General features: G+C 71.8%; 18 protein-coding genes and 1 pseudogene. 16 read left to right on the top strand and 3 right to left on the bottom strand.

What is annotated here, in order from left to right; genetic code table 11:
* The first annotated feature begins 13 nt into the window (after nucleotides 1-13).
* From AC5WS8_RS13090 to der, 13 genes and pseudogenes are all read left to right on the top strand, one after another.
* The gene (locus AC5WS8_RS13090) at nucleotides 14-643 is read left to right on the top strand and encodes an NUDIX domain-containing protein (RefSeq protein WP_496103503.1); all 630 of its coding nucleotides are present in this window, start codon (nucleotides 14-16) and stop codon (nucleotides 641-643) included.
* A gap of 209 nt (nucleotides 644-852) precedes the next feature.
* Nucleotides 853-2,923: pseudogene (locus tag AC5WS8_RS13085) on the top strand (tetratricopeptide repeat protein).
* 135 nt (nucleotides 2,924-3,058) lie between these two features.
* Nucleotides 3,059-4,183: an alanine dehydrogenase gene (gene ald / locus AC5WS8_RS13080; protein ID WP_496103502.1), complete on the top strand. Its 1,125-nt coding sequence runs from the start codon at nucleotides 3,059-3,061 to the stop codon at nucleotides 4,181-4,183.
* Between the two features lie 411 nt (nucleotides 4,184-4,594).
* Entirely contained in the window at nucleotides 4,595-5,728 is a 1,134-nt protein-coding gene (locus tag AC5WS8_RS13075) for a ParA family protein (RefSeq protein WP_496103501.1), read from the top strand.
* Entirely contained in the window at nucleotides 5,713-6,303 is a 591-nt protein-coding gene (locus AC5WS8_RS13070) for a hypothetical protein (RefSeq protein WP_496103500.1), read from the top strand. The genes AC5WS8_RS13075 and AC5WS8_RS13070 overlap by 16 nt, the downstream gene beginning before the upstream one ends.
* Nucleotides 6,304-6,322: 19 nt before the next feature.
* On the top strand, nucleotides 6,323-7,393 hold the full coding sequence (locus tag AC5WS8_RS13065; protein ID WP_496103499.1) for a segregation and condensation protein A: 1,071 nt from the start codon (nucleotides 6,323-6,325) through the stop codon (nucleotides 7,391-7,393).
* Nucleotides 7,390-8,061 carry an SMC-Scp complex subunit ScpB gene (scpB, locus tag AC5WS8_RS13060; RefSeq protein ID WP_496103498.1) on the top strand — a complete coding sequence of 224 codons (672 nt, stop codon included), beginning with the start codon at nucleotides 7,390-7,392 and terminating at the stop codon, nucleotides 8,059-8,061. Before AC5WS8_RS13065 ends, scpB begins: the two co-directional genes overlap by 4 nt.
* Complete coding sequence (locus AC5WS8_RS13055; protein ID WP_496103497.1) at nucleotides 8,061-9,140, top strand: pseudouridine synthase; 1,080 nt, start codon at nucleotides 8,061-8,063, stop codon at nucleotides 9,138-9,140. Before scpB ends, AC5WS8_RS13055 begins: the two co-directional genes overlap by 1 nt.
* Nucleotides 9,141-9,226: 86 nt before the next feature.
* Complete coding sequence (gene aroH, locus AC5WS8_RS13050) at nucleotides 9,227-9,589, top strand: chorismate mutase (protein ID WP_496103496.1); 363 nt, start codon at nucleotides 9,227-9,229, stop codon at nucleotides 9,587-9,589.
* Nucleotides 9,586-10,671: a prephenate dehydrogenase gene (locus tag AC5WS8_RS13045; RefSeq protein WP_496103495.1), complete on the top strand. Its 1,086-nt coding sequence runs from the start codon at nucleotides 9,586-9,588 to the stop codon at nucleotides 10,669-10,671. The genes aroH and AC5WS8_RS13045 overlap by 4 nt, the downstream gene beginning before the upstream one ends.
* 161 nt (nucleotides 10,672-10,832) lie before the next feature.
* On the top strand, nucleotides 10,833-11,528 hold the full coding sequence (cmk, locus tag AC5WS8_RS13040; protein ID WP_496103494.1) for a (d)CMP kinase: 696 nt from the start codon (nucleotides 10,833-10,835) through the stop codon (nucleotides 11,526-11,528).
* Nucleotides 11,486-12,217 carry a lysophospholipid acyltransferase family protein gene (locus tag AC5WS8_RS13035; protein ID WP_496103493.1) on the top strand — a complete coding sequence of 244 codons (732 nt, stop codon included), beginning with the start codon at nucleotides 11,486-11,488 and terminating at the stop codon, nucleotides 12,215-12,217. Before cmk ends, AC5WS8_RS13035 begins: the two co-directional genes overlap by 43 nt.
* 73 nt (nucleotides 12,218-12,290) lie before the next feature.
* Nucleotides 12,291-13,772 (top strand): ribosome biogenesis GTPase Der, encoded by a 1,482-nt coding sequence (der, locus tag AC5WS8_RS13030; protein WP_496103492.1) that lies wholly within the window; start codon nucleotides 12,291-12,293, stop codon nucleotides 13,770-13,772.
* Between the two features lie 66 nt (nucleotides 13,773-13,838).
* Here the strand turns inward: der and AC5WS8_RS13025 are convergent, their stop codons facing one another.
* Nucleotides 13,839-14,165 (bottom strand): hypothetical protein, encoded by a 327-nt coding sequence (locus AC5WS8_RS13025; RefSeq protein ID WP_496103541.1) that lies wholly within the window; start codon nucleotides 14,163-14,165, stop codon nucleotides 13,839-13,841.
* Nucleotides 14,166-14,253: 88 nt separating this feature from the next.
* Nucleotides 14,254-15,027 (bottom strand): DUF8842 C-terminal domain-containing protein, encoded by a 774-nt coding sequence (locus AC5WS8_RS13020; protein ID WP_496103491.1) that lies wholly within the window; start codon nucleotides 15,025-15,027, stop codon nucleotides 14,254-14,256.
* 541 nt (nucleotides 15,028-15,568) lie between these two features.
* Here AC5WS8_RS13020 and AC5WS8_RS13015 point away from each other — a divergent pair.
* From AC5WS8_RS13015 to AC5WS8_RS13005, 3 genes are all read left to right on the top strand, one after another.
* Nucleotides 15,569-16,225 carry a transglycosylase family protein gene (locus AC5WS8_RS13015; protein ID WP_496103490.1) on the top strand — a complete coding sequence of 219 codons (657 nt, stop codon included), beginning with the start codon at nucleotides 15,569-15,571 and terminating at the stop codon, nucleotides 16,223-16,225.
* 236 nt (nucleotides 16,226-16,461) lie between these two features.
* Nucleotides 16,462-17,259, top strand: coding sequence for a hypothetical protein (locus AC5WS8_RS13010; RefSeq protein WP_496103540.1), 798 nt, complete (start codon nucleotides 16,462-16,464; stop codon nucleotides 17,257-17,259).
* A 48-nt stretch (nucleotides 17,260-17,307) separates the two neighbouring features.
* On the top strand, nucleotides 17,308-18,345 hold the full coding sequence (locus tag AC5WS8_RS13005) for a helix-turn-helix transcriptional regulator (protein ID WP_496103489.1): 1,038 nt from the start codon (nucleotides 17,308-17,310) through the stop codon (nucleotides 18,343-18,345).
* On the opposite strand, the gene ctaD is transcribed toward AC5WS8_RS13005, so the two are convergent.
* Nucleotides 18,227-19,918 (bottom strand): aa3-type cytochrome oxidase subunit I, encoded by a 1,692-nt coding sequence (ctaD, locus tag AC5WS8_RS13000; protein ID WP_496103488.1) that lies wholly within the window; start codon nucleotides 19,916-19,918, stop codon nucleotides 18,227-18,229. The genes AC5WS8_RS13005 and ctaD overlap by 119 nt on opposite strands.
* Nucleotides 19,919-20,112: the final 194 nt, after the last annotated feature.

The raw sequence follows: 20,112 nt of genomic DNA, 5'->3' as shown, positions 1-20,112 counted from the left end.
GGAACAGGTCGACATGACGACGATCAAGGACACCGCGGAGCAGTGGGAGATCCGGTCGAGCGAGACCCCGTTCGCCGGCAGGAAGACCTCCGTCCGCACCGACGACGTGGTCATGCCGGACGGCTCGGTGGCACGCCGCGACTACCAGGTCCACCCGGGGTCCGTTGCCGTCCTCGCCCTGGACGACCAGGACCGGGTGCTGGTCATCCGGCAGTACCGCCACCCGGTGCGCCGGAAGCTGTGGGAGATCCCGGCTGGCCTGCTCGACGTCCCCGGTGAGAACCCGCTGCACGCCGCCCAGCGCGAGCTGTACGAGGAGGCGCACCTCAAGGCCGAGGACTGGCGCGTGCTGACCGACGTCTACACCACGCCCGGCGGCTGCGACGAGGCGGTGCGCATCTTCCTCGCCCGTGACCTGTCCGAGGCCGACGGGCAGCGCTTCTCGGTGGAGGACGAGGAGGCCGACATGGAGCTGGCCCGGGTGCCGGTGGCGGACCTCCTGCGGGGCGTCCTGGCGGGCGACCTCCACAACAACTGCCTCGTCGTCGGCGTGCTGGCGCTGGTCGCCGCGCGGACCGGCGACGGCCTGGAGGCCCTGCGCCCCGCCGAGGCCCCGTGGCCGGCCCGGCCGTTCGACGCGTGACGTTCCGCAGGCCGCACACCCCGGACGCACGTGTGACGCCCCGGGCGCCCCGCGTTCGACGCCCGCCCGACGCCCCCGGTCGTACCATCGCCTGATCTGATCGGGGGATGTGCCCGTCGTGCTCCGCCAGGATCGTCGCAGAGCGTCAACTAGGCTCTGACAGAACCTGGGCCCCCGGGCCCGTGTGCAGTGGGACGGGAGTGTGGCCCGTGACGGATCAGGCGGTGGACACAGACGGCAGCGTGCGATCGGACAGCGACCCGCGCACCGCCACCGGTCACGGTCAGTTCCTCGGCCGCACACGGGAGTTGAAGGAACTCCGCGCCGACATCGAGCGCGCGGGTCTGGACACCCTCTCCGGACGCAAGGCTCCCCGGGCCCGCGTGCTGCTCGTCGCCGGCCGCCCTGGTTACGGCCGCACCGCGCTCGCCGAGGAGCTGGTGCGCCGGGTCGCGGACGGTTACCCGGACGGTGTGCTGCGTGCCCGCCTCAGCGAGCCCGACGGCAGCCCCGTCCCCACCGAGCGCACCGCCCGCGAGCTGCTGACCGCCCTCCGCCTGCCCACCCCGCCCGGCGCCGACGAGGACGAGCTGGGCCAGGCGGTGCGGGAGGCCCTCGCGGGACGGCGTGCGCTGTTGCTGCTCGACGACGCCGTGTCCGCCGAGCAGGTGGACGCGGTGCTGCCGGACACGCCCGACTGCCTCGTCGTCGCCGTCTCCCGGGGCCCGCTCACCGGCATCGCCGACGTGCGCCCGTGCACCCTCGGCGGCCTCGACACCAAGACCGCCCTGGAACTGCTCACCCGGTACGCCGGCACGGTGCGCGTCACCGTCGACCCGCGTGCCGCCGAGGGGCTCGTCGAGGAGTGCGCGGGCCAGCCCGCCGCGCTCGTCCTCGCCGGGGGCTGGCTGGCCGCCCACCCCCAGGCCGGGGTCGCCGACCTCGCCCGGCACCTGCGCACCGGCGCCGACGACGGGCCGCCACTCGCCCGTACCTTCCGGCTCTCCTACGAGGCGCTGCCGGGACCCGCCCAGCGGCTGCTGCGGCTGCTCTGCCTGGCTCCCGCCGGCCTGCCCGACCCGCATACCGCTTCCGCGCTCGCCGGCTGCCCGGTGGACACTGCCCGCGCCGCCCTCGACGGCCTCGCGGAGCGCGGCTTCCTGCGACGCCTCGAGGCGCCCCTGCCGCAGTTCGAGGTCCCGGGCTGCCTGCTGCCCCTGCTGCGCGCGTGCGCCGAGCGCCACGACCGCCCGGCCGAGCTGCAGCTGGCCCGCGCCCGGATGCTGGAGCGGACGGTACGGCTGCTGCAGTCCTGCCGGGCGATCACCGAGACCGACGACCCCCAGGTCCGCGAGAAGCTCGCCGCACTGCCCCGTGACCTGCGCTTCTCCAGCCCCCGCGCGGCCGAGGACTGGCTGCGCCTGCGGCAGCCCGCGCTGCTGGCGTCGGCCCGGCTAGCGGTCGCCGACGGTGAGCTGGACACTCTCGCCCGGCGGCTGATGGCCGCCCTGGTGCGGGCCCTGGTCGCCCACCTCGGGACCCGGGCTGCCGCGCCCGAGCTCTACGGCGTCCACCGGCTCGTGCTCGATGTCGCCGAGCGCCGCGGCCTGCACCGCGAGAAGGCGGCGGCCCTGCTGAACCTCGCCGACGTGGACGCGCGGACCGGCCGTTCGAGAGAGGCACTGGCCCGCTACCGGGCCGCGGTGGACGCCGGGCGGGCCGGCGACGACCCGTGCGCCACCGGCCGCGCGATGGAATCCGTAGGCGGCGCCCACCAGGAGCTCGGGGACTTCGACCGGGCGGCCGACTGGTACGGCCGGGCCCTGGCCCATCGCCTCGCCCGCGACGAGCGCGTGGAGGCCGCGCGCCTGTACGGCCGCCTCGCCACCGTCCACACCTACGCGGGCCGGTACGGCGAGGCGCAGCGCAACTGGCGTGCGGCGATCGCTCTGCACCGCAGGAGCGGGGATGTGGCCGCGCACGCCCGGGCGTTGAGCGAACTGGCCCGCGTCCAGGAGTACGCCGGCCGTCCCGAGGAGTCGTTGCGCACCTGCGAGGAGGCCGTGGAATGGGCGCGACAGGCCGACGACACCCGGCTGCGGGCGGCGCTCCGGCTCCGGGTCGCCGACACGCTGGAACGTCTCGGCGACCCGGCGGCCGCCGCCCTGCACCGGTCGGCGGCCGAGCGCATGCTGGGAGACGGGCCTGTCGGAGAGCCGGATGACCCCGGAACACACCGCTAACGCCTGCGAAATCCGTAGTACATCCGCTGAAGATTGATGCAATGAAAGGCTAGACAGCGGGAACGCCTTCATTAGACTGGCTCTGCCGCGCGTTCTTCGGCGGTGTATCCCGGCCTGCCCCATGCATCCGGGTATGTCTTGCAATGCCCCCACATCCCCTGAGCCAAGGACCGTGATCGACGTGAAGGTCGGCATCCCCCGCGAGGTCAAGAACAACGAGTTCCGGGTGGCCATCACCCCCGCCGGCGTGCACGAGCTGGTGCGCCACGGCCACCAGGTGGTCGTCGAGCGGAACGCCGGTGTCGGCTCCTCGATCCCCGACGAGGAGTACCTCTCCGCAGGCGCGCAGATCCTGGACACCGCCGACGAGGTGTGGGCCACCGCCGACCTGCTGCTGAAGGTCAAGGAGCCCATCGCCGAGGAGTACCACCGCCTCCGCAAGGACCAGACGCTCTTCACCTATCTGCATCTGGCCGCCTCCAAGGAGTGCACGGACGCGCTGCTGGAGTCGGGCACCACGGCGATCGCCTACGAGACGGTCGAGCTGCCGAACCGCGCGCTCCCGCTGCTCGCCCCGATGTCCGAGGTCGCGGGCCGGCTCGCCCCGCAGGTCGGCGCCTACCACCTCATGGCCAAGAACGGCGGCCGCGGCGTGCTGCCCGGCGGCGTCCCCGGCGTGCCGGCCGCCAAGGCCGTCGTCATCGGCGGCGGCGTCTCCGGCTGGAACGCCGCGCAGATCGCCATCGGCATGGGCTTCCACGTCACCCTGCTCGACAAGGACATCAACAAGCTCAAGGAAGCCGACAAGGTCTTCGGCACGAAGATCCAGACCGTCGTCTCCAACGCGTTCGAGCTGGAGAAGGCCTGCCTCGACGCCGACCTCGTCATCGGCGCCGTCCTCATCCCGGGCGCCAAGGCCCCGAAGCTGGTCACCAACGAGCTGGTCTCCCGGATGAAGCCCGGAAGTGTCCTTGTCGACATCGCGATCGACCAGGGCGGCTGCTTCGAGGACTCCCGCCCTACCACGCACGCCGAGCCGACCTTCCGGGTCCACGAGTCGGTCTTCTACTGCGTCGCCAACATGCCCGGCGCCGTCCCCAACACCTCCACCTACGCGCTGACCAACGCCACGCTGCCCTACATCGTGGAACTCGCCGACCGCGGCTGGGTCGAGGCGCTGCGTCGCGACCCCGCGCTGGCCAAGGGCCTCAACACCCATGACGGCAAGGTGGTTTACCGGGAGGTCGCCGAGGCACACGGCCTGGAGCACGTGGAGCTCGAATCCCTGCTCGGCTAGCCCGGCCGCCGGAGCGGGTTCGATTTCCCGTGCCCACAAGGCGATAGGTCAACACGCATCGTCAACACCGCTCGTCCGGCCGGACCTTGCCCGACAAGGTCCGGCCGGATGTGTGTATGGTCACTTTGGCGACACTCGTTCAAGTCGCCTCGAACGCAACCCTTGCACCGTTTCGCACACCGGTGAAACCGGGCGAACGACGCCCGGACGCCCTTGACAGCGGGATGTTTCATTGCCGACACATCGATCCGGGTCCGGCGGATTGTGTTGCTGCGGACCGCCGACACGCCATAGAGTCGCCAACCGTCGGCATGGTGCCACGCTGACCTGTCTAGAAGTTCCCTGGTCACCAAGGAGGTAAGACGACTTGTGAATGAGTCGACATTTACTCCCGGGGGTGGTCAACCAGGAATGCCTGCGCGGGGCACGGGCCCCACGGGGCTCGAGGCTGTCGGCTCCGTCGCTGTCCGTACCTTCGCAGCCCACCAGAGCCCGAGCCCCCACATGGCTCAGACAGCACACCAGAGCATGGATGGCCAACACGTGAACGCCATGGCCGGCGACGGAAGTGGCGGGGTCCACAACCGCTTCGCCGACTACGAAGAGCTGCCCGAAGGGCACTTCTACGACCCCGACGCCGAATACGAGCCCGATCCCGAGTACGCGGCCACACTTGCGCCCGACGCGGCCCGCCAGCGCCGTGAGCGCATCGGCCCCACCGGCCGTCCGCTGCCGTACTTCCCGATCCCCGGACCGCTGACCGACCACGGCCCGGCCACGATCATCGCGATGTGCAACCAGAAGGGCGGCGTCGGCAAGACCACGTCGACCATCAACCTGGGCGCCGCGCTCGCGGAGTACGGGCGCCGGGTGCTGCTCGTCGACTTCGACCCGCAGGGCGCGCTGTCCGTGGGCCTCGGCGTGAACCCCATGGAGCTGGACCTCACCGTGTACAACCTGCTCATGGAGCGGGGCATGTCGGCGGACGAGGTCCTGCTGAAGACCGCGGTCCCCAACATGGACCTGCTGCCGAGCAACATCGACCTCTCGGCCGCCGAGGTCCAGCTGGTGTCGGAGGTCGCGCGCGAGTCCACGCTCCAGCGGGCGCTCAAGCCGCTGCTGCCGGACTACGACTACATCGTGATCGACTGTCAGCCCTCGCTCGGCCTGCTCACCGTGAACGCGCTCACCGCCGCGCACAAGGTGATCGTGCCGTTGGAGTGCGAGTTCTTCGCGCTGCGCGGTGTCGCGCTGCTCACCGAGACCATCGAGAAGGTCCAGGAACGGCTCAACCCCGAGCTGGAGCTCGACGGCATCCTCGCCACGATGTACGACTCCCGCACCGTGCACAGCCGTGAGGTCCTCGCGCGGGTCGTCGAGGCGTTCGACGACCACGTCTACCACACCGTGATCGGCCGGACCGTGCGTTTCCCGGAGACCACGGTCGCCGGTGAGCCGATCACCACCTACGCCTCCAACTCCGTCGGTGCCGCCGCCTACCGCCAGCTCGCCAGGGAGGTGCTCGCCCGGTGTCACGCCGAGTGAGTCTGCCGGGGGCCGACGAACTGTTCCGTACCACCGGGGGAATGGCGCTCCAGGCGTCCACTCCCAGGCGCCAGGCCAACGGCGAGGCCCGGGTGCCGGCTCCCGCGGGCGAGAGCGACCCGGCCGCTCCGGCGGAGGACGCACCGGCGTCGGTGCCCGTGCAGGGCGGCGACGGGGAGGGCGACGAACACGTCGCGGCGGACGCCACGGAGACGGAGGCCGGGCAGTCCCGCGCCCGGTCCGCCACCGCGGAGCGGGGCGTGCGGGCCGGCGCGGCGGCGCAGGAAGGTTCTGCCGGATCCGCTGCCGCCTCTTCCGCGGCCCAGGCGCGCAAGCGGGGGCGTGCGGCCGGGCGGCGGCCCAGCGGACGGGAGCGGCACGACGAGAAGATCACCGTGTACGTGTCCGCCGAGGAGCTCATGGACCTGGAGCACGCGCGACTGGTGCTCCGCGGCGAGCACGGGCTCGCGGTGGACCGAGGGCGGATCGTGCGGGAGGCCGTCGCGGTGGTGCTGGCGGATCTGGAGTCCCGGGGGGACGCCAGCATCCTCGTACGCCGGCTTCGGGGGCGGTAAGAGGTAGCCTGCGACGGCTATGACCTCGAACGAATCCGGCTCCGCCGGGCGCCGCCGGGTGCTGGGGCTGGGCCCCGGGGCCGCGGCGCCGCCTGCTCCCCCCGAGACGGAGAGCCTGTCGGTGGCCGAGGAGGATTCTTCGGCTGACGCCGCCGGACACGACGGCGGAGAGGCCGAGCCTGTACCGCCCGCCGCGGAACCCGAGCCCCCGCCCGAGCCGGAACCAGCGTCCGAAGAGCCGCGGGCCGCCGAAGCCCCGGCGGAACCCGGCGACGGTGTCTTCAAGGTCCGGCTCGCCAACTTCGAGGGCCCCTTCGATCTGCTCCTCCAGCTGATCTCCAAGCACAAGCTCGACGTCACCGAGGTCGCCCTGTCCAAGGTGACCGACGAGTTCATGGCGCACATCCGGGCCATGGGGCCGGACTGGGACCTGGACCAGACGACCGAGTTCCTCGTCGTCGCCGCCACCCTGCTCGACCTCAAGGCCGCCCGCCTGCTGCCCGCCGCCGAGCTCGAGGACGAGGCCGACCTCGCGCTGCTCGAAGCCCGGGACCTGCTGTTCGCACGGCTCCTGCAGTACCGCGCGTACAAACGGATCGCCGAGATCTTCAACCGGAGGGCGGAGGAGGAAGCCCGGCGTCACCCGCGGACCGTGGGCCTCGAGCCCCACCACGCCGAGCTGCTCCCCGACGTCGTCATCAGCATCGGCCCGCAGGGTTTCGCCAAGCTCGCCGTGAAGGCGATGCAGCCCAAGCCCAAGCCCCAGGTGTACGTCGACCACATCCACGCGCCGCTCGTCAGCGTGCAGGAGCAGGCCGGGATCGTCGTGGCACGGCTGAGGGAACTCGGCGAGGCCGACTTCCGCGCACTGGTCGAGGACACCGACGACACCCTCACCGTCGTCGCCCGCTTCCTCGCCCTGCTGGAGCTGTACCGGGAGAAGGCCGTGGCGCTGGAGCAGGAGACCGCCCTCGGCGAACTGGTCGTGCGCTGGACCGGCGGTGACGGGGACGAGACTCCGAGGGTCACCGACGAGTTCGACCGGCCGCCCGAGGAGGCCGGGAAGCCCGAGCAGGAGGAGAAGGCGTGAGCGAGGACACCATCGACGTGACGGCGGGGCCGGGCCCCGTCGCCGAGCTCGACCTCAAGCCCGCCCTCGAGGCCGTCCTCATGGTCGTGGACGAGCCTGCCACCGAGGAGCACCTGGCGAAGATCCTGGAGCGGCCCCGCCGGCAGGTCGCCGACGCGCTGCGCGAGCTGGCGGACGAGTACACCGTGCAGGGCCGCGGCTTCGAGCTGCGGTTCGTCGCGGGCGGCTGGCGTTTCTACACCCGGGCCGAGTACGCCCCCGCCGTGGAGCGGTTCGTGCTCGACGGGCAGCAGGCCCGTCTCACCCAGGCCGCGCTGGAGACCCTCGCCGTGGTCGCGTACCGCCAGCCGGTCAGCCGCAGCCGCGTCTCGGCGGTCCGGGGAGTGAACTGTGACGGCGTCATGCGGACCCTCCTCCAACGCGGTCTCGTCGAGGAGGCGGGCACGGAACCCGAAACAGGTGCGATCCTGTACAGGACGACGAACTACTTCCTGGAGCGGATGGGCCTGCGCGGCCTGGACGAGCTTCCGGAGCTCGCGCCCTTCCTCCCGGAGGCGGAGGCGATCGAGGCCGAGACCCAGGAGGGCGTACCGTCGTTCGACCCGGACGCTCCCGATGCTCCGGACGCAGACGACGATCACACGACGAAGACGACGACGGAACTTTGATGCGAAGCAGCGGCAGCGGAAAGAGCGGCGGGCGCGGTAACCACCGCGGTGCCGGCAACAACAGGGACCAGAAGCAGGGGCAGGGTCGCCCCCGCAAGCCCCGCCCCGAGGAGCGCCGCTACGACGTCGGCCCGGGCGCCACGCAGGACGGCCCGAAGTCCGGGCGCGGCGGCGCGGCGCGCGGCGGCGCCAAGGGCGGCCCGAAGCAGCCCCAGCAGCCCCAGCAGCGCGGCGGGCGCGGGCGTACGGCCCCGGCGCGCCCGCGCGAGTACGAGGCGCAGATCGAGGAGCGCAACCGGGCGCGGTACGCAGGGAAGAAGGACATCAAGCTCCCCAAGACCTTCCCGGGCGCCGAGCAGGAGGGCGAGCGGCTGCAGAAGGTGCTGGCGCGTGCGGGCTACGGCTCCCGGCGGGCCTGCGAGGAGCTGGTCGAGCAGGCCAGGGTCGAGGTCAACGGCGAGATCGTCACCGAGCAGGGCCTGCGGGTCGACCCGGAGAAGGACGAGATCAGGGTCGACGGGCTGACCGTGGCCACGCAGTCGTACCAGTTCTTCTCGCTCAACAAGCCCGCCGGTGTCGTCTCCACCATGGAGGACCCGGAGGGCCGCCAGTGCCTCGGCGACTACGTCACCAACCGTGAGACCCGGCTGTTCCACGTCGGCCGGCTCGACACCGAGACCGAGGGCGTCATCCTGCTCACCAACCACGGCGAGCTGGCGCACCGGCTGACCCATCCCAAGTACGGCGTGAAGAAGACCTACCTCGCGCACATCGTGGGCCCGATCCCGCGCGACCTGGGCAAGCGCCTGAAGGAGGGCGTCCGGCTCGAGGACGGGTTCGCGCGTGCGGACCACTTCCGGGTGGTCGAGCAGACCGGCAAGAACTACCTCGTCGAGGTGACCCTGCACGAGGGGCGCAAGCACATTGTGCGGCGCATGCTGGCGGAGGCCGGGTTCCCTGTGGACAAGTTGGTCCGGACCGCGTTCGGTCCGATCACCTTGGGCGACCAGAAGTCGGGGTGGCTGCGGCGACTGTCCAACACGGAGGTCGGGATGCTGATGAAGGAAGTGGATCTTTAGGGTCCGGGAGCTCGCGCCCCTGAGGGGGCGCGGCTTGCCCTACGCTGGTCAGCAGACGTTTTCGTAGATCAGCAAGGAGCACCACCGTGGCGGTACGAGCGGTCCGTGGCGCCGTTCAGCTCGAGCGGGACGAGGCGGGGCACATGGACGAGCGGGTCGGTGCCCTGCTCACCGCCATCCTGGAGCGCAACGGGCTGAGCATCGACGACCTGATCAGCATCTGGTTCACGGCCACGCCCGACCTGCACAGCGACTTCCCGGCCGCCGCCGCCCGCAAGCTCGGCATCGTCGACGTACCGCTGATCTGCGCCCAGGAGCTGGACATCGAGGGCGCGATGCCCCGGGTCGTCCGCATCCTCGCCCACATCGAGTCGGACAAGCCGCGCTCCGAGGTCGCGCATGTCTACCTCGGTGCCGCCGCCGCCCTTCGCAAGGACATCGCTCAGTGAGGACAGCGCTCGTCATCGGCACGGGGCTGATCGGCACGTCAGCGGCCCTCGCGCTCGCCGCCCGCGGGGTCACCGTGCACCTCGCCGACCACGACCCCGAGCAGGCCCGTACGGCCGCCGCGCTCGGTGCCGGGACCGACGAGGCGCCCGAGGGCCCCGTCGACCTGGTGATCGTCGCCGCCCCGCCCGCCCACGTGGCCGCCGCGCTCGCCGACGCCATGCGGCGCGGTCTCGGGCGCGGCTACCTCGACGTGGCCAGCGTCAAGGGCGGACCGCGCCGCGAGCTGGAGGCGCTCGGCCTCGACCTGACCCCGTACCTCGGCACCCACCCGATGTCCGGCCGTGAGAAGTCCGGCCCGCTGGCGGCCAGTGCCGATCTCTTCGAGGGCCGCCCCTGGGTGCTCACCCCGACCCGCGACACCGACACCGAGGTGCTGAACCTCGCCCTGGAGGTGGTCTCGCACTGCCGTGCCGTGCCGGTCGTCATGGACGCCGACGCCCATGACCGGGCCGTCGCGCTCGTCTCGCACATGCCGCACCTGGTCTCCAGCATGGTCGCCGCGCGCCTGGAGCACGCGGAGGAGGCGGCCGTACGGCTCTGCGGGCAGGGCATCCGGGACGTGACCCGGATCGCGGCCTCCGACCCCCGCATGTGGATCGACATCCTGTCCGCGAACCCCGGTCCGGTCGCCGACCTGCTCTCCGAGGTCGCCTCGGACCTCGACGAGACCGTCCAGGCCCTGCGCGCCCTGCAGTCCTTTGACGAGGCCAAACGGCGCGAGGGCGCCGAGGGCATCGAGGACGTGCTGCGCCGCGGCAACGCCGGGCAGGTCAGAGTGCCCGGCAAGCACGGCAGCGCCCCGCGCGCGTACGAGACCGTGGCCGTTCTCATCGACGACCAGCCCGGCCAGCTGGCCCGTATCTTCGCCGACGCGGGCCGGGCGGGGGTCAACATCGAGGACGTCCGCATCGAGCATGCGACGGGCCAGCAGGCGGGCCTGGTGCAGCTCATGGTCGAACAGGCGGCCGCCCCGGTGCTGAGCGCCGCGCTGCGGGAGCGGGGCTGGGTGATCCGGCAGTAGAGCCGGCGCACGACCGACCGTCCACGGGTCCGCGCCGGGCGCCGCTCCGCCCGGCGGAGGGGCAGGCCCGGCATACCGGGGCCGGCGAGCCAGTAACCTTGTGCGGGGCGCCTTCGCGTCCCCACCCACCCGCCACACCGCACCAGGAAGGTGTCCCCACCGTGGAAAACGGCGCCGCCCGGACCGCCCCGGCAGTGATTGTCGCCATCGACGGCCCCTCCGGCACGGGCAAGTCGAGCACCTCGAAGGCCGTGGCCGCACAGCTCGGGTTCAGCTACCTGGACACCGGCGCCCAGTACCGGGCGATCACCTGGTGGATGGTGAACAACGGCATCGACATAACGGACCCCACGGCGATCGCGGCGGTGGCGGGCAAGCCCGAGATCGTCTCCGGCACCGACCCGAAGACGCCGACCATCACGGTGGACGGCACGGACGTCTCCGGCCCGATCCGCTCCCCGGAGGTCACCTCCGAGGTCAGCGCGGTCAGCGCGGTGCCGGAGGTGCGCGCCCGGATCACCGAGCTGCAGCGTTCACTGGCCGCCTCCGCGGAGAACGGCATCGTCGTCGAGGGCCGCGACATCGGCACCACCGTGCTGCCCGACGCCGACCTGAAGATCTTCCTCACCGCCTCCCCGGAGGCGCGCGCCGCGCGCCGCAGCGGCGAGCTGAAGGGCGCCGACCTGCACACCACCCGGGAAGCGCTGATCAAGCGGGACGAGGCCGACTCCAGCCGCAAGACGTCCCCGCTCGCGAAGGCGGACGACGCGGTCGAGGTGGACACCACCGACCTCACCCTCCAGCAGGTCATCGAATGCGTCGTCACCCTCGTCGAGGAGAAGCGGGCCGGGAAGTGACCGAGGCTCCTTTGGCACGCGGCGCCGAGGTGGGGCGGCGCATCGGCGTCGCGCTGATGTACGGGCTGTGGAAGCCGCGCGTGCTCGGCGCCTGGAAGGTGCCCGCGAGCGGCCCCGCGATCCTCGCGGTGAACCACTCCCACAACATCGACGGGCCGATGGTCATGGGCGTGGCGCCCCGGCCGACGCACTTCCTGATCAAGAAGGAGGCGTTCGTCGGTCCGCTCGACCCGTTCCTGCGCGGCATCGGCCAGTTGGAGGTGGACCGCACGTCCACCGACCGCACCGCCATCATGCGGGCACTCGGCGTGCTCGAGAACGGGGGAGTCCTCGGCATCTTCCCCGAGGGCACCCGCGGTGAGGGCGACTTCGCCTCGCTGCGCGCCGGGCTCGCCTACTTCGCGGTCCGCAGCGGGGCGCCGATCGTCCCGGTCGCGGTGCTGGGAAGTTCCGAGCGGAGCAGCCGCTTGGCAAAGGGGCTGCCCCCGCTGCGCAGCCGTGTCGACGTCGTCTTCGGCGACCCGTTCGAGGCCATCGAAGGAGTGCGAGGCTCCGCTACGGACGGTGGCGGGCGACGGGCGGGCGGCAGCGTGCGGCGTACGCGCAAGGCGCTGGACGAGGCGACCGTGCGCATTCAGAAGCAGCTCATGGAGCACCTGGAAAACGCCAGGCGCCTGACCGGGCGCTAGGCGACACTTGAGTAGTGGATCACCGTAGGTGCGGTGTTCCACCGATCACCACGATGAACGAGGTACGGACTTCATGAACGACCAGATCCAGCCCGACGGCTCGGCCGAGCACGAGTACGAGCACGGGGCGCTCGGCGACGCCGAGTACGCGGAGTTCATGGAGCTCGCCGCGGAAGAGGGCTTCGACCTCGAGGAGGTCGAGGGCGCCATCGAGGAGGCCGGCCACGGCCCGCTCCCGGTGCTCGCCGTCGTGGGCCGTCCCAATGTCGGCAAGTCGACTCTGGTGAACCGCATCATCGGCCGCCGCGAGGCCGTCGTCGAGGACAAGCCCGGCGTCACCCGCGACCGTGTCACCTACGAGGCCGAGTGGGCGGGCCGCCGTTTCAAGGTCGTCGACACCGGCGGCTGGGAGCAGGACGTCCTCGGCATCGACGCCTCCGTGGCCGCACAGGCCGAGTACGCGATCGAGGCTGCCGACGCGGTCGTGTTCGTCGTCGACGCAAAGGTCGGCGCCACCGACACCGACGAGGCGGTCGTCCGGCTGCTGCGCAAGGCCGGCAAGCCCGTGGTGCTGTGCGCCAACAAGGTCGACGGCCCGAGCGGCGAGGCGGACGCGGCATACCTGTGGAACCTCGGCCTCGGGGAGCCCCACCCGGTCTCGGCGCTGCACGGCCGTGGCACCGGCGACATGCTGGACGCCGTCCTCGAGGCGCTGCCCGAGGCACCCGCCCAGACCTTCGGCGGCGCCGGGGTCGGCGGCCCGCGTCGTGTCGCCCTCATCGGCCGCCCGAACGTCGGCAAGTCCTCGCTGCTGAACAAGGTCGCGGGCGAGGAGCGCGTCGTCGTCAACGAACTCGCGGGCACCACCCGGGACCCGGTCGACGAGCTGATCGAACTCGGCGGCAAGACGTGGAAGTTCGTCGACACGGCCGGCATCCGCAAGCGGGTCCACCTCCAGCAGGGCGCCGACTACTACGCCTCGCTGCGCACCGCCGCGGCGGTCGAGAAGGCCGAGGTCGCGGTCGTCCTCATCGACGCCTCCGAGTCGATCTCCGTCCAGGACCAGCGCATCGTCACCATGGCGGTCGAGGCGGGCCGTGCGCTCGTCCTCGCCCTCAACAAGTGGGACACCCTCGACGAGGAGCGCCGCTACTACCTGGAGCGGGAGATCGAGACCGAGCTGGGTCAGGTCGCGTGGGCGCCGCGGGTGAACGTCTCGGCGCGCACCGGACGGCACATGGAGAAGCTGGTCCCGGCCATCGAGACCGCGCTCGCGGGCTGGGAGACCCGGGTGCCGACGGGCCGTCTCAACGCGTTCCTCGGCGAGCTCGTCTCCGCTCACCCGCACCCCGTGCGCGGCGGCAAGCAGCCGCGCATCCTCTTCGGCACGCAGGCGGGCACCAAGCCGCCGCGGTTCGTGCTCTTCGCCTCCGGCTTCATCGAGGCGGGCTACCGCCGCTTCATCGAGCGTCGGCTCCGTGAGGAGTTCGGCTTCGAGGGGGCGCCGGTCCACATCTCGGTGCGGGTGCGCGAGAAGCGCGGCAAGAAGAAGTGACGTGACACAAGGGCCGGCCCCCGTCGAGGGCCGGCCCTTTTCGTGTCCGGGTCCGCTGCGGCCCGCTCACAGACCCCTGCGCGGTGCGGGCGGCAGCGCCGGGACGTGGTGCATGCCCCGCGCGTGCCGCGCCACCTGATGCCAGACCGTGGCCGCCGAGGCCGTATGGCCGTGCTGGGCGGCCAGGTGCCCGGTCCCGTGCTGGGGGGAGGCGGAGAAGGCGGTGAAGCCCAGCTCCTCCTCGCCGCTGCGGTCACCCGGGCACGCCCGGAAGGACCGGACGTACTCGGCGTAGAGCGCGTCGTAGATCGGCGTGGCGGAGGGGTCCTGGGCCGCTGCCCCGGAGCGGATCGGCTGATAGGACTGGCGGCGGGGGACGTCATATGCGTGCACATAGGTGCAAACGACCCCGCCGCTCAAGGGATGCGCGCGATTCGTCCGCTTCGCCGGAAGCGGCGGCGCCCGCGACCCCAGCCGGATCTCAGATGCCTGCCAGAGGCAGCGCCGCGGCCACGAGCCGGCCGTTCGCCGCGGCCCTGTCCAGTGCCTCCCGCAGCAGGTCCTCGCGCGGCTGGCGCCCGATCGATCCCACCGGCGCCGCGAACATCAGCACCTGCTGGTGCTTGTTGGCGGCCGCCCGCCACCCGTCCGTCACCTGCAGCGGTTGGTGGGCCTGCCACCACGCCACCGGCTGCCCGCCGTTCACCCCGGGCTGCAGCACCGCGTGCAGCTGGCCCACGGCGAGCAGCACCGACCAGCCGTGCAGGACGGGCGGCACCGACTCGATCGCGGTCAGGGGCAGGAAGCCCTGTTCGATGAGCAGCGGCAGGAAGTCGTCGCCGATCCCGGTCGTGCCCGGGCGTGCGATCGGCGCGGTCGGCTCCACCACGAGCGCCGGGTGCAGCTCACCGGCGATCAGGACGAGTCCGCTGGTGACGCCGAGCACCGCCTGCTCGGGGACGGCCGCGCCGGACCCTTGGTGGGCGGTGATGGAACGGACGGCGCCCTGCAGCTGCTCCTCGGTGACCTGGACGACCTGGGAGGGCAGGCAGGTGGCGTGGGCGAAGGCGAGGACGGCCGTCTCCTCGCCGACGAACAGGACGGTGCTGGTGCGCTCCTGTGCGGAGTCGCCCGGGGTGCGGCAGGAGGTGCAGTCGTAACTGCCCGGGGCGTTGTCTCCGGCGAGCAGCCGGTCGGCTTCTTCGTCGCCGATCTCGGCGCGTACGGCGTCGCTGACGTCGAGCATGCGCGGCACGGGTGGCTCCCTCGGGATGCGGTGCGTGACGGTGCCGGGTGGCTCCCGGCCCATGAGCCCGGGGGTCCCCGGCTCATGAAGATGACAACGGGCGATCTGTGGCCGGAGTCACGCCCGGAGGCGAACGGAATCGAACCAACCGACGCGCAGGGTGAGGCTCTCCGCGGAATCGGTCACTCCATGTCAACTTCTGCGATGGCGCGGCAAGTTGGTTCCGTGAACTGGCTCACAGATCCTCATGGAGGCTGGTCGACAAATCCGGAAATCAGCGAATGAAGTGGGTGGCCGAAAATCGCCGATACCGGCGGTAATGGCCAACTGGCCTGGAATGACAGGGAGTTGGTTGATTCCGGGCTGCCGACCTCCTTACATTCCTCCGCCGTGTGCAACGAGCACCGCCCGGGTACGTCCACCGGCCGCGCCGCACAGCCGGCGCGCAGCACCACATCCGGTGGACGGGGCGGAGGTGCGACGACCGCGTTCCATGCGCGGGTCGACGCACCCCGCCTTGGGGGATCCGGGTTCGTGGAGAGGGAATTACATGTCCGAATGTGCCGATAACGCCCGTAAGACTCGTACGACCCGTAACTCGGCGGTCCTCGCCGGCGCGGCCCTGCTCGCCCCGCTCGGACTGCTCGCCGCGACCGGCAACGCCGCCGCGGCAGACGGTGGAGTGTGGGACCGCATCGCCCAGTGCGAGAGCGGCGGGAACTGGCACATCAACACCGGCAACGGCTACTACGGAGGACTGCAGTTCTCCGCCGGCACCTGGCGCGCCTACGGCGGCACGGCCTACGCCCCGACCGCCGACCGGGCCTCCCGTGAGGCGCAGATCGCAGTCGCCGGCAAGGTCCAGCAGGCCCAGGGCTGGGGCGCCTGGCCGGTCTGCTCGCAGCGCGCCGGAGCCTACGGCAGCGCGCCCGCCGCGTCGGGCGGCGAGGTGGGTACCCGCTCCTCCTCGAGGGCGGCCACCACCGAGTCCGCCCCGGCGAAGCAGGCGTGGAAGGCGCCGCAGCGCTCGACGGGTCACGTCAACCGCAGCGCGTCCCGCGGCGACTACACCATGCGCGCGGGCGACACGCTCAGTGACATCGCCGAGCGGCACGGCACCACCTGGCAGCGGCTGTACGAGCGCAACAAGGCGGTCATCGGCGGCGACCCCGACCTGATCCTTCCCGGGCAGCGGCTCGAACTCTGACCGCGCCCGCCCCGCCCGCCCCTCGGGCCCCGACGTCACAGCGGGACGTCGGGGCCCGACGCGTCCCTGCACCGCCGACGGGCCGCCCGTGGAGCCGAGGAGCGGGCCGGAGCCGCGCACGGGCCGCCCGTCCGTGGCAGGCTGGGAGGACAACGCCTTCGGGACCGGAGGGACGAACCGCGCGACGTACGACGTCGCGAGCGCGCTCGTCCAGTGGCACGACGTGGCCCCGCATGATGACCGAGCCCTCACCCACCGCCCCGCCCGTGCCGGCCGACTGCGTCGCCGACACCGCGGGCGGACTGACCTTCGACATCGGCGGCAGCGCCGAGCCGGGGCCCGCCCACCTGGTGCTGCGCCGCCGCGACGGCTCGGAGTGCGCGCTGCCACTGACCCCCGCCGAGGGCGGCCGGTTGCGCGCCGCCCTGCCCAGCAGCGTCGACCTGCCCGAGGGCCGCTGGGACGCCTATGCACGGTTCGCCGAGGACCGGATGCACCCCCTCGTCCCGGGGGTCAACGACGTGCGCTCCCTCGTCGACCGCATGCCCGGGGAGACGGCCGGCCGGATCGCCGTCCGCATCCCGTACACCACCGGGCGGGGCACCCTCGCCGTCCGCAGCTGGCTGCGCGCCCCGCACGCCGAGGCGAGGGAACTGCACATCGCGCACGGCGAGTTGACGGTGAGCGGCCGGGTGTACGGAACCGGGCTCGCGCCCGACGCCTACGCCGAGGTCCGCGAGCGGAGGTGCGCGGAGAAGGTGCTCCGCGCGGACGTCACCGCCCGGGAGACGGAGTTCGGCTTCACCGTGCCCTTCGCACCGCTCGCCCCCGGCATCTGGGACCTGTGGCTGCGCCCGGCGGGGGAGGAGGGGCCGCGGGTGCGGATCGCGCGGCTGCTCGACGACGTCGCGGACAAGAAGCCGGTCTTCCGATACCCGAAGGCCGCGGTGCGGGCGCCGCACGGCGAGACGCGGGCCCGGCCGTACTACACCGTCGACAACGACCTGTCGGTGACCGTCAGCGCCGTGAGCTGACTCCTTTGCGGACAGAAGGTGACCGCGAGAACTGGCAGACTCGGGCCCATGCTGGAGACCTCGGCACGACTGCTGCGCCTGCTGTCCCTGCTCCAGACCCACCGTGAATGGTCCGGAGCCGACCTCGCCGAGCGTCTCGGCATCAGCCCCCGCACCGTCCGCCGGGATGTGGAGCGGCTGCGCGACCTCGGCTACCCGGTCAACGCCAGCCCCGGGACCGGTGGCGGCTACCAGCTCGGCGCGGGAGCCGAGCTGCCGCCGCTGCTGCTGGACGACGACGAGGCGGTGGCCGTGGCCGTGGGGCTGCGCACGGCCGCCGGGCAGGGGATCGAGGGCATCGGCGAGAGCTCCGTCCGCGCCCTCGCCAAGCTGGAGCAGGTGCTGCCCGACCGGCTGCGCCGCCGCGTGAGCGCCCTCAACGCCTTCACCGTGCCCATGCTGCGCGGGCCCGCGCCGTCCCCCGTCGACCCGGGCCTCCTCACCGAGCTGGCCCACCTGTGCCGGGACGCGGAGCGGCTCCGCTTCGAGTACCGCGATCACGACGGCGCCCCCACCCGCCGTACCGTCGAGCCCCACCGCCTGGTGTGCACCGAGCGCCGCTGGTACCTGGTCGCCTGGGACCTCGACCGCGACGACTGGCGCACCTTCCGCGTCGACCGGATCACCCCGAGGCCGCCGCACGGCCCCCGCTTCGCCCCGCGCACACCACCCGCCGACGACCTGGCCGCGTACGTGTCGCGGGGCGTCTCCACACGCGCGTACGGCGCGCGGGCCGTCCTGCGGCTGCTGGTGCCGCTGCACGAGGCGGCCGAGCGCGTCTCCCCGTCGGCCGGGACCCTGGAGGCCGAGAGTGACGGCAGCTGTCTGCTGCGCACCGGGGCCCCGAGCGTGGAGGCGATGCTGGTTCATGTGATGACGATCGGCTTCGCGTTCGAGATCCTGGAGCCCGCCGAGCTCACCGAGATCGTCAGGACGGCCCGGAACCGGCTTGATGCCGCTCTGGCTCGGGCTGCGGAGCCTGACCGGCGTACAGCGGATGGTGCAGGTCGAACGCGGGGGACTCCGAGCGGATCCGGGGCACCGTGACGAAGTTGTGCCGCGGCGGCGGACAGGAGGTGGCCCACTCCAGGGAGCGGCCGAAGCCCCACGGGTCGTCGGCCTCCACCTTCGGGGCGTACTGGCCGGTCCGCCAGACGTTGTACAGGAACGGCAGCGTCGACAGGCCGAGCAGGAACGCGCCGACCGACGAGACGGTGTTGAGCGCGGTGAACCCGTCGGCGGCCAGATAGTCGGCGTACCGGCGCGGCATACCCTCCGCACCCAGCCAGTGCTGCACCAGGAAGGTGGTGTGGAAGCCGGCGAACAGCGTCCAGAAATGGATCTTGCCGAGCCGCTCGTCGAGCATCCTGCCGGTGAACTTGGGCCACCAGAAGTAGAAGCCGCCGAAGGTGGCGAAGACGACCGTGCCGAAGACCACGTAGTGGAAGTGGGCGACCACGAAGTACGAGTCGGTGACGTGGAAGTCCAGCGGCGGCGACGCCAGGATCACTCCGGTCAGCCCGCCGAACAGGAACGACACCAGGAAGCCGGTCGCCCACAGCATCGGCGTCTCGAACGACAGCGACCCCCGCAGCATCGTGCCGCTCCAGTTGAAGAACTTCACCCCCGTCGGCACCGCGATCATGAACGACATGAACGAGAAGTACGGCAGCAGCACCGCCTGCGTGGCGAACATGTGGTGCGCCCAGACGACGATCGACAGCCCCGTGATCGCCATCGTGGCGCCGACCAGCGTCAGATAGCCGAAGATCGGTTTCCGGCTGAAGACCGGGATGATCTCCGTGATGATCCCGAAGAACGGCAGTGCGATGATGTACACCTCGGGATGGCCGAAGAACCAGAACAGGTGCTGCCACAGGATGGCGCCGCCGTCCGCGGACTCGAACACCTGCGAGCCGAACCGCCGGTCCGCCTCCAGGACCAGCAGCGCAGCCGCCAGCACCGGGAACGCCATCAGGATGAGGATCGACGTGAACAGCGTGTTCCAGGTGAAGATCGGCATCCGGAACATCGTCATCCCCGGGGCGCGCATGCCGACGATCGTCGTCAGGAAGTTCACCGCGCCGAGGATCGTGCCGAAGCCGGCCAGCGCCAGCCCCATGATCCACAGGTCGGCGCCGATGCCCGGTGTGTGCTGGCGGCTGTTGAGCGGGGCGTAGGCGAACCAGCCGAAGTCGGCGGCGCCGTCCGGCGTCAGCAGCGAACCCGCCACGATCAGCCCGCCGAACAGGAACAGCCAGTACGACAGCATGTTCAGCCGCGGGAACGCCACATCGGGGGCGCCGATCTGCAACGGCATGATCTCGTTCGCGAAGCCCGCGAAGGTCGGGGTCGCGAACAGCAGCAGCATGATCGTGCCGTGCAGGGTGAACAGCTGGTTGTACTGGGTGTTGCTCATGATCTGCAGGCCGGGCCGGGCCAGTTCCGCGCGCATCAGCAGCGCCATCGCACCGCCGATCAGGAAGAAGCCGAACGAGGTGATCAGATAGAGGTGGCCGATCTTCTTGTGGTCGGTGGTCGTCAGCCAGTCGACGACCAGCCGCCCGGCCCGCCTCCTCGGTACGGGCCCCGCGATCGCCCGTGCCGTGTCCGTCCCCATGCCTGACCTCTCGCTCGTCGCGCCCGGGGGGCTGCCGGCACCCGCGGCTCGGCACTCCGGCGGGCTCACGTCATGATGTGCGCGCCGCCGACGGCTCCGACCGCAGACATACGGGGATTCTGTGCTGAAGCCGTGTGTTTCTCATGCGGAGTCAGGCGGCGCGGTATCCCGGAATCGGAATGGAAAGAGTCCCC

Source organism: Streptomyces sp. PTL18, assembly GCF_059510295.1.
This window is presented reverse-complemented; position numbering and strand designations above follow the sequence as displayed.

Coding starts and splice junctions, on each gene's coding strand:
- AC5WS8_RS13035 (WP_496103493.1), top strand. CDS start 11,486: ATGCGTCGTCACCCTCGTCGAGGAGAAGCGGGCCGGGAAGTGACCGAG.
- AC5WS8_RS13090 (WP_496103503.1), top strand. CDS start 14: ATGACGACGATCAAGGACACCGCGGAGCAGTGGGAGATCCGGTCGAGC.
- AC5WS8_RS13075 (WP_496103501.1), top strand. CDS start 4,595: ATGCCTGCGCGGGGCACGGGCCCCACGGGGCTCGAGGCTGTCGGCTCC.
- der (WP_496103492.1), top strand. CDS start 12,291: ATGAACGACCAGATCCAGCCCGACGGCTCGGCCGAGCACGAGTACGAG.
- AC5WS8_RS13010 (WP_496103540.1), top strand. CDS start 16,462: ATGACCGAGCCCTCACCCACCGCCCCGCCCGTGCCGGCCGACTGCGTC.
- AC5WS8_RS13055 (WP_496103497.1), top strand. CDS start 8,061: ATGCGAAGCAGCGGCAGCGGAAAGAGCGGCGGGCGCGGTAACCACCGC.
- AC5WS8_RS13005 (WP_496103489.1), top strand. CDS start 17,308: ATGCTGGAGACCTCGGCACGACTGCTGCGCCTGCTGTCCCTGCTCCAG.
- AC5WS8_RS13065 (WP_496103499.1), top strand. CDS start 6,323: ATGACCTCGAACGAATCCGGCTCCGCCGGGCGCCGCCGGGTGCTGGGG.
- AC5WS8_RS13015 (WP_496103490.1), top strand. CDS start 15,569: ATGTCCGAATGTGCCGATAACGCCCGTAAGACTCGTACGACCCGTAAC.
- ctaD (WP_496103488.1), bottom strand. CDS start 19,918: ATGGGGACGGACACGGCACGGGCGATCGCGGGGCCCGTACCGAGGAGG.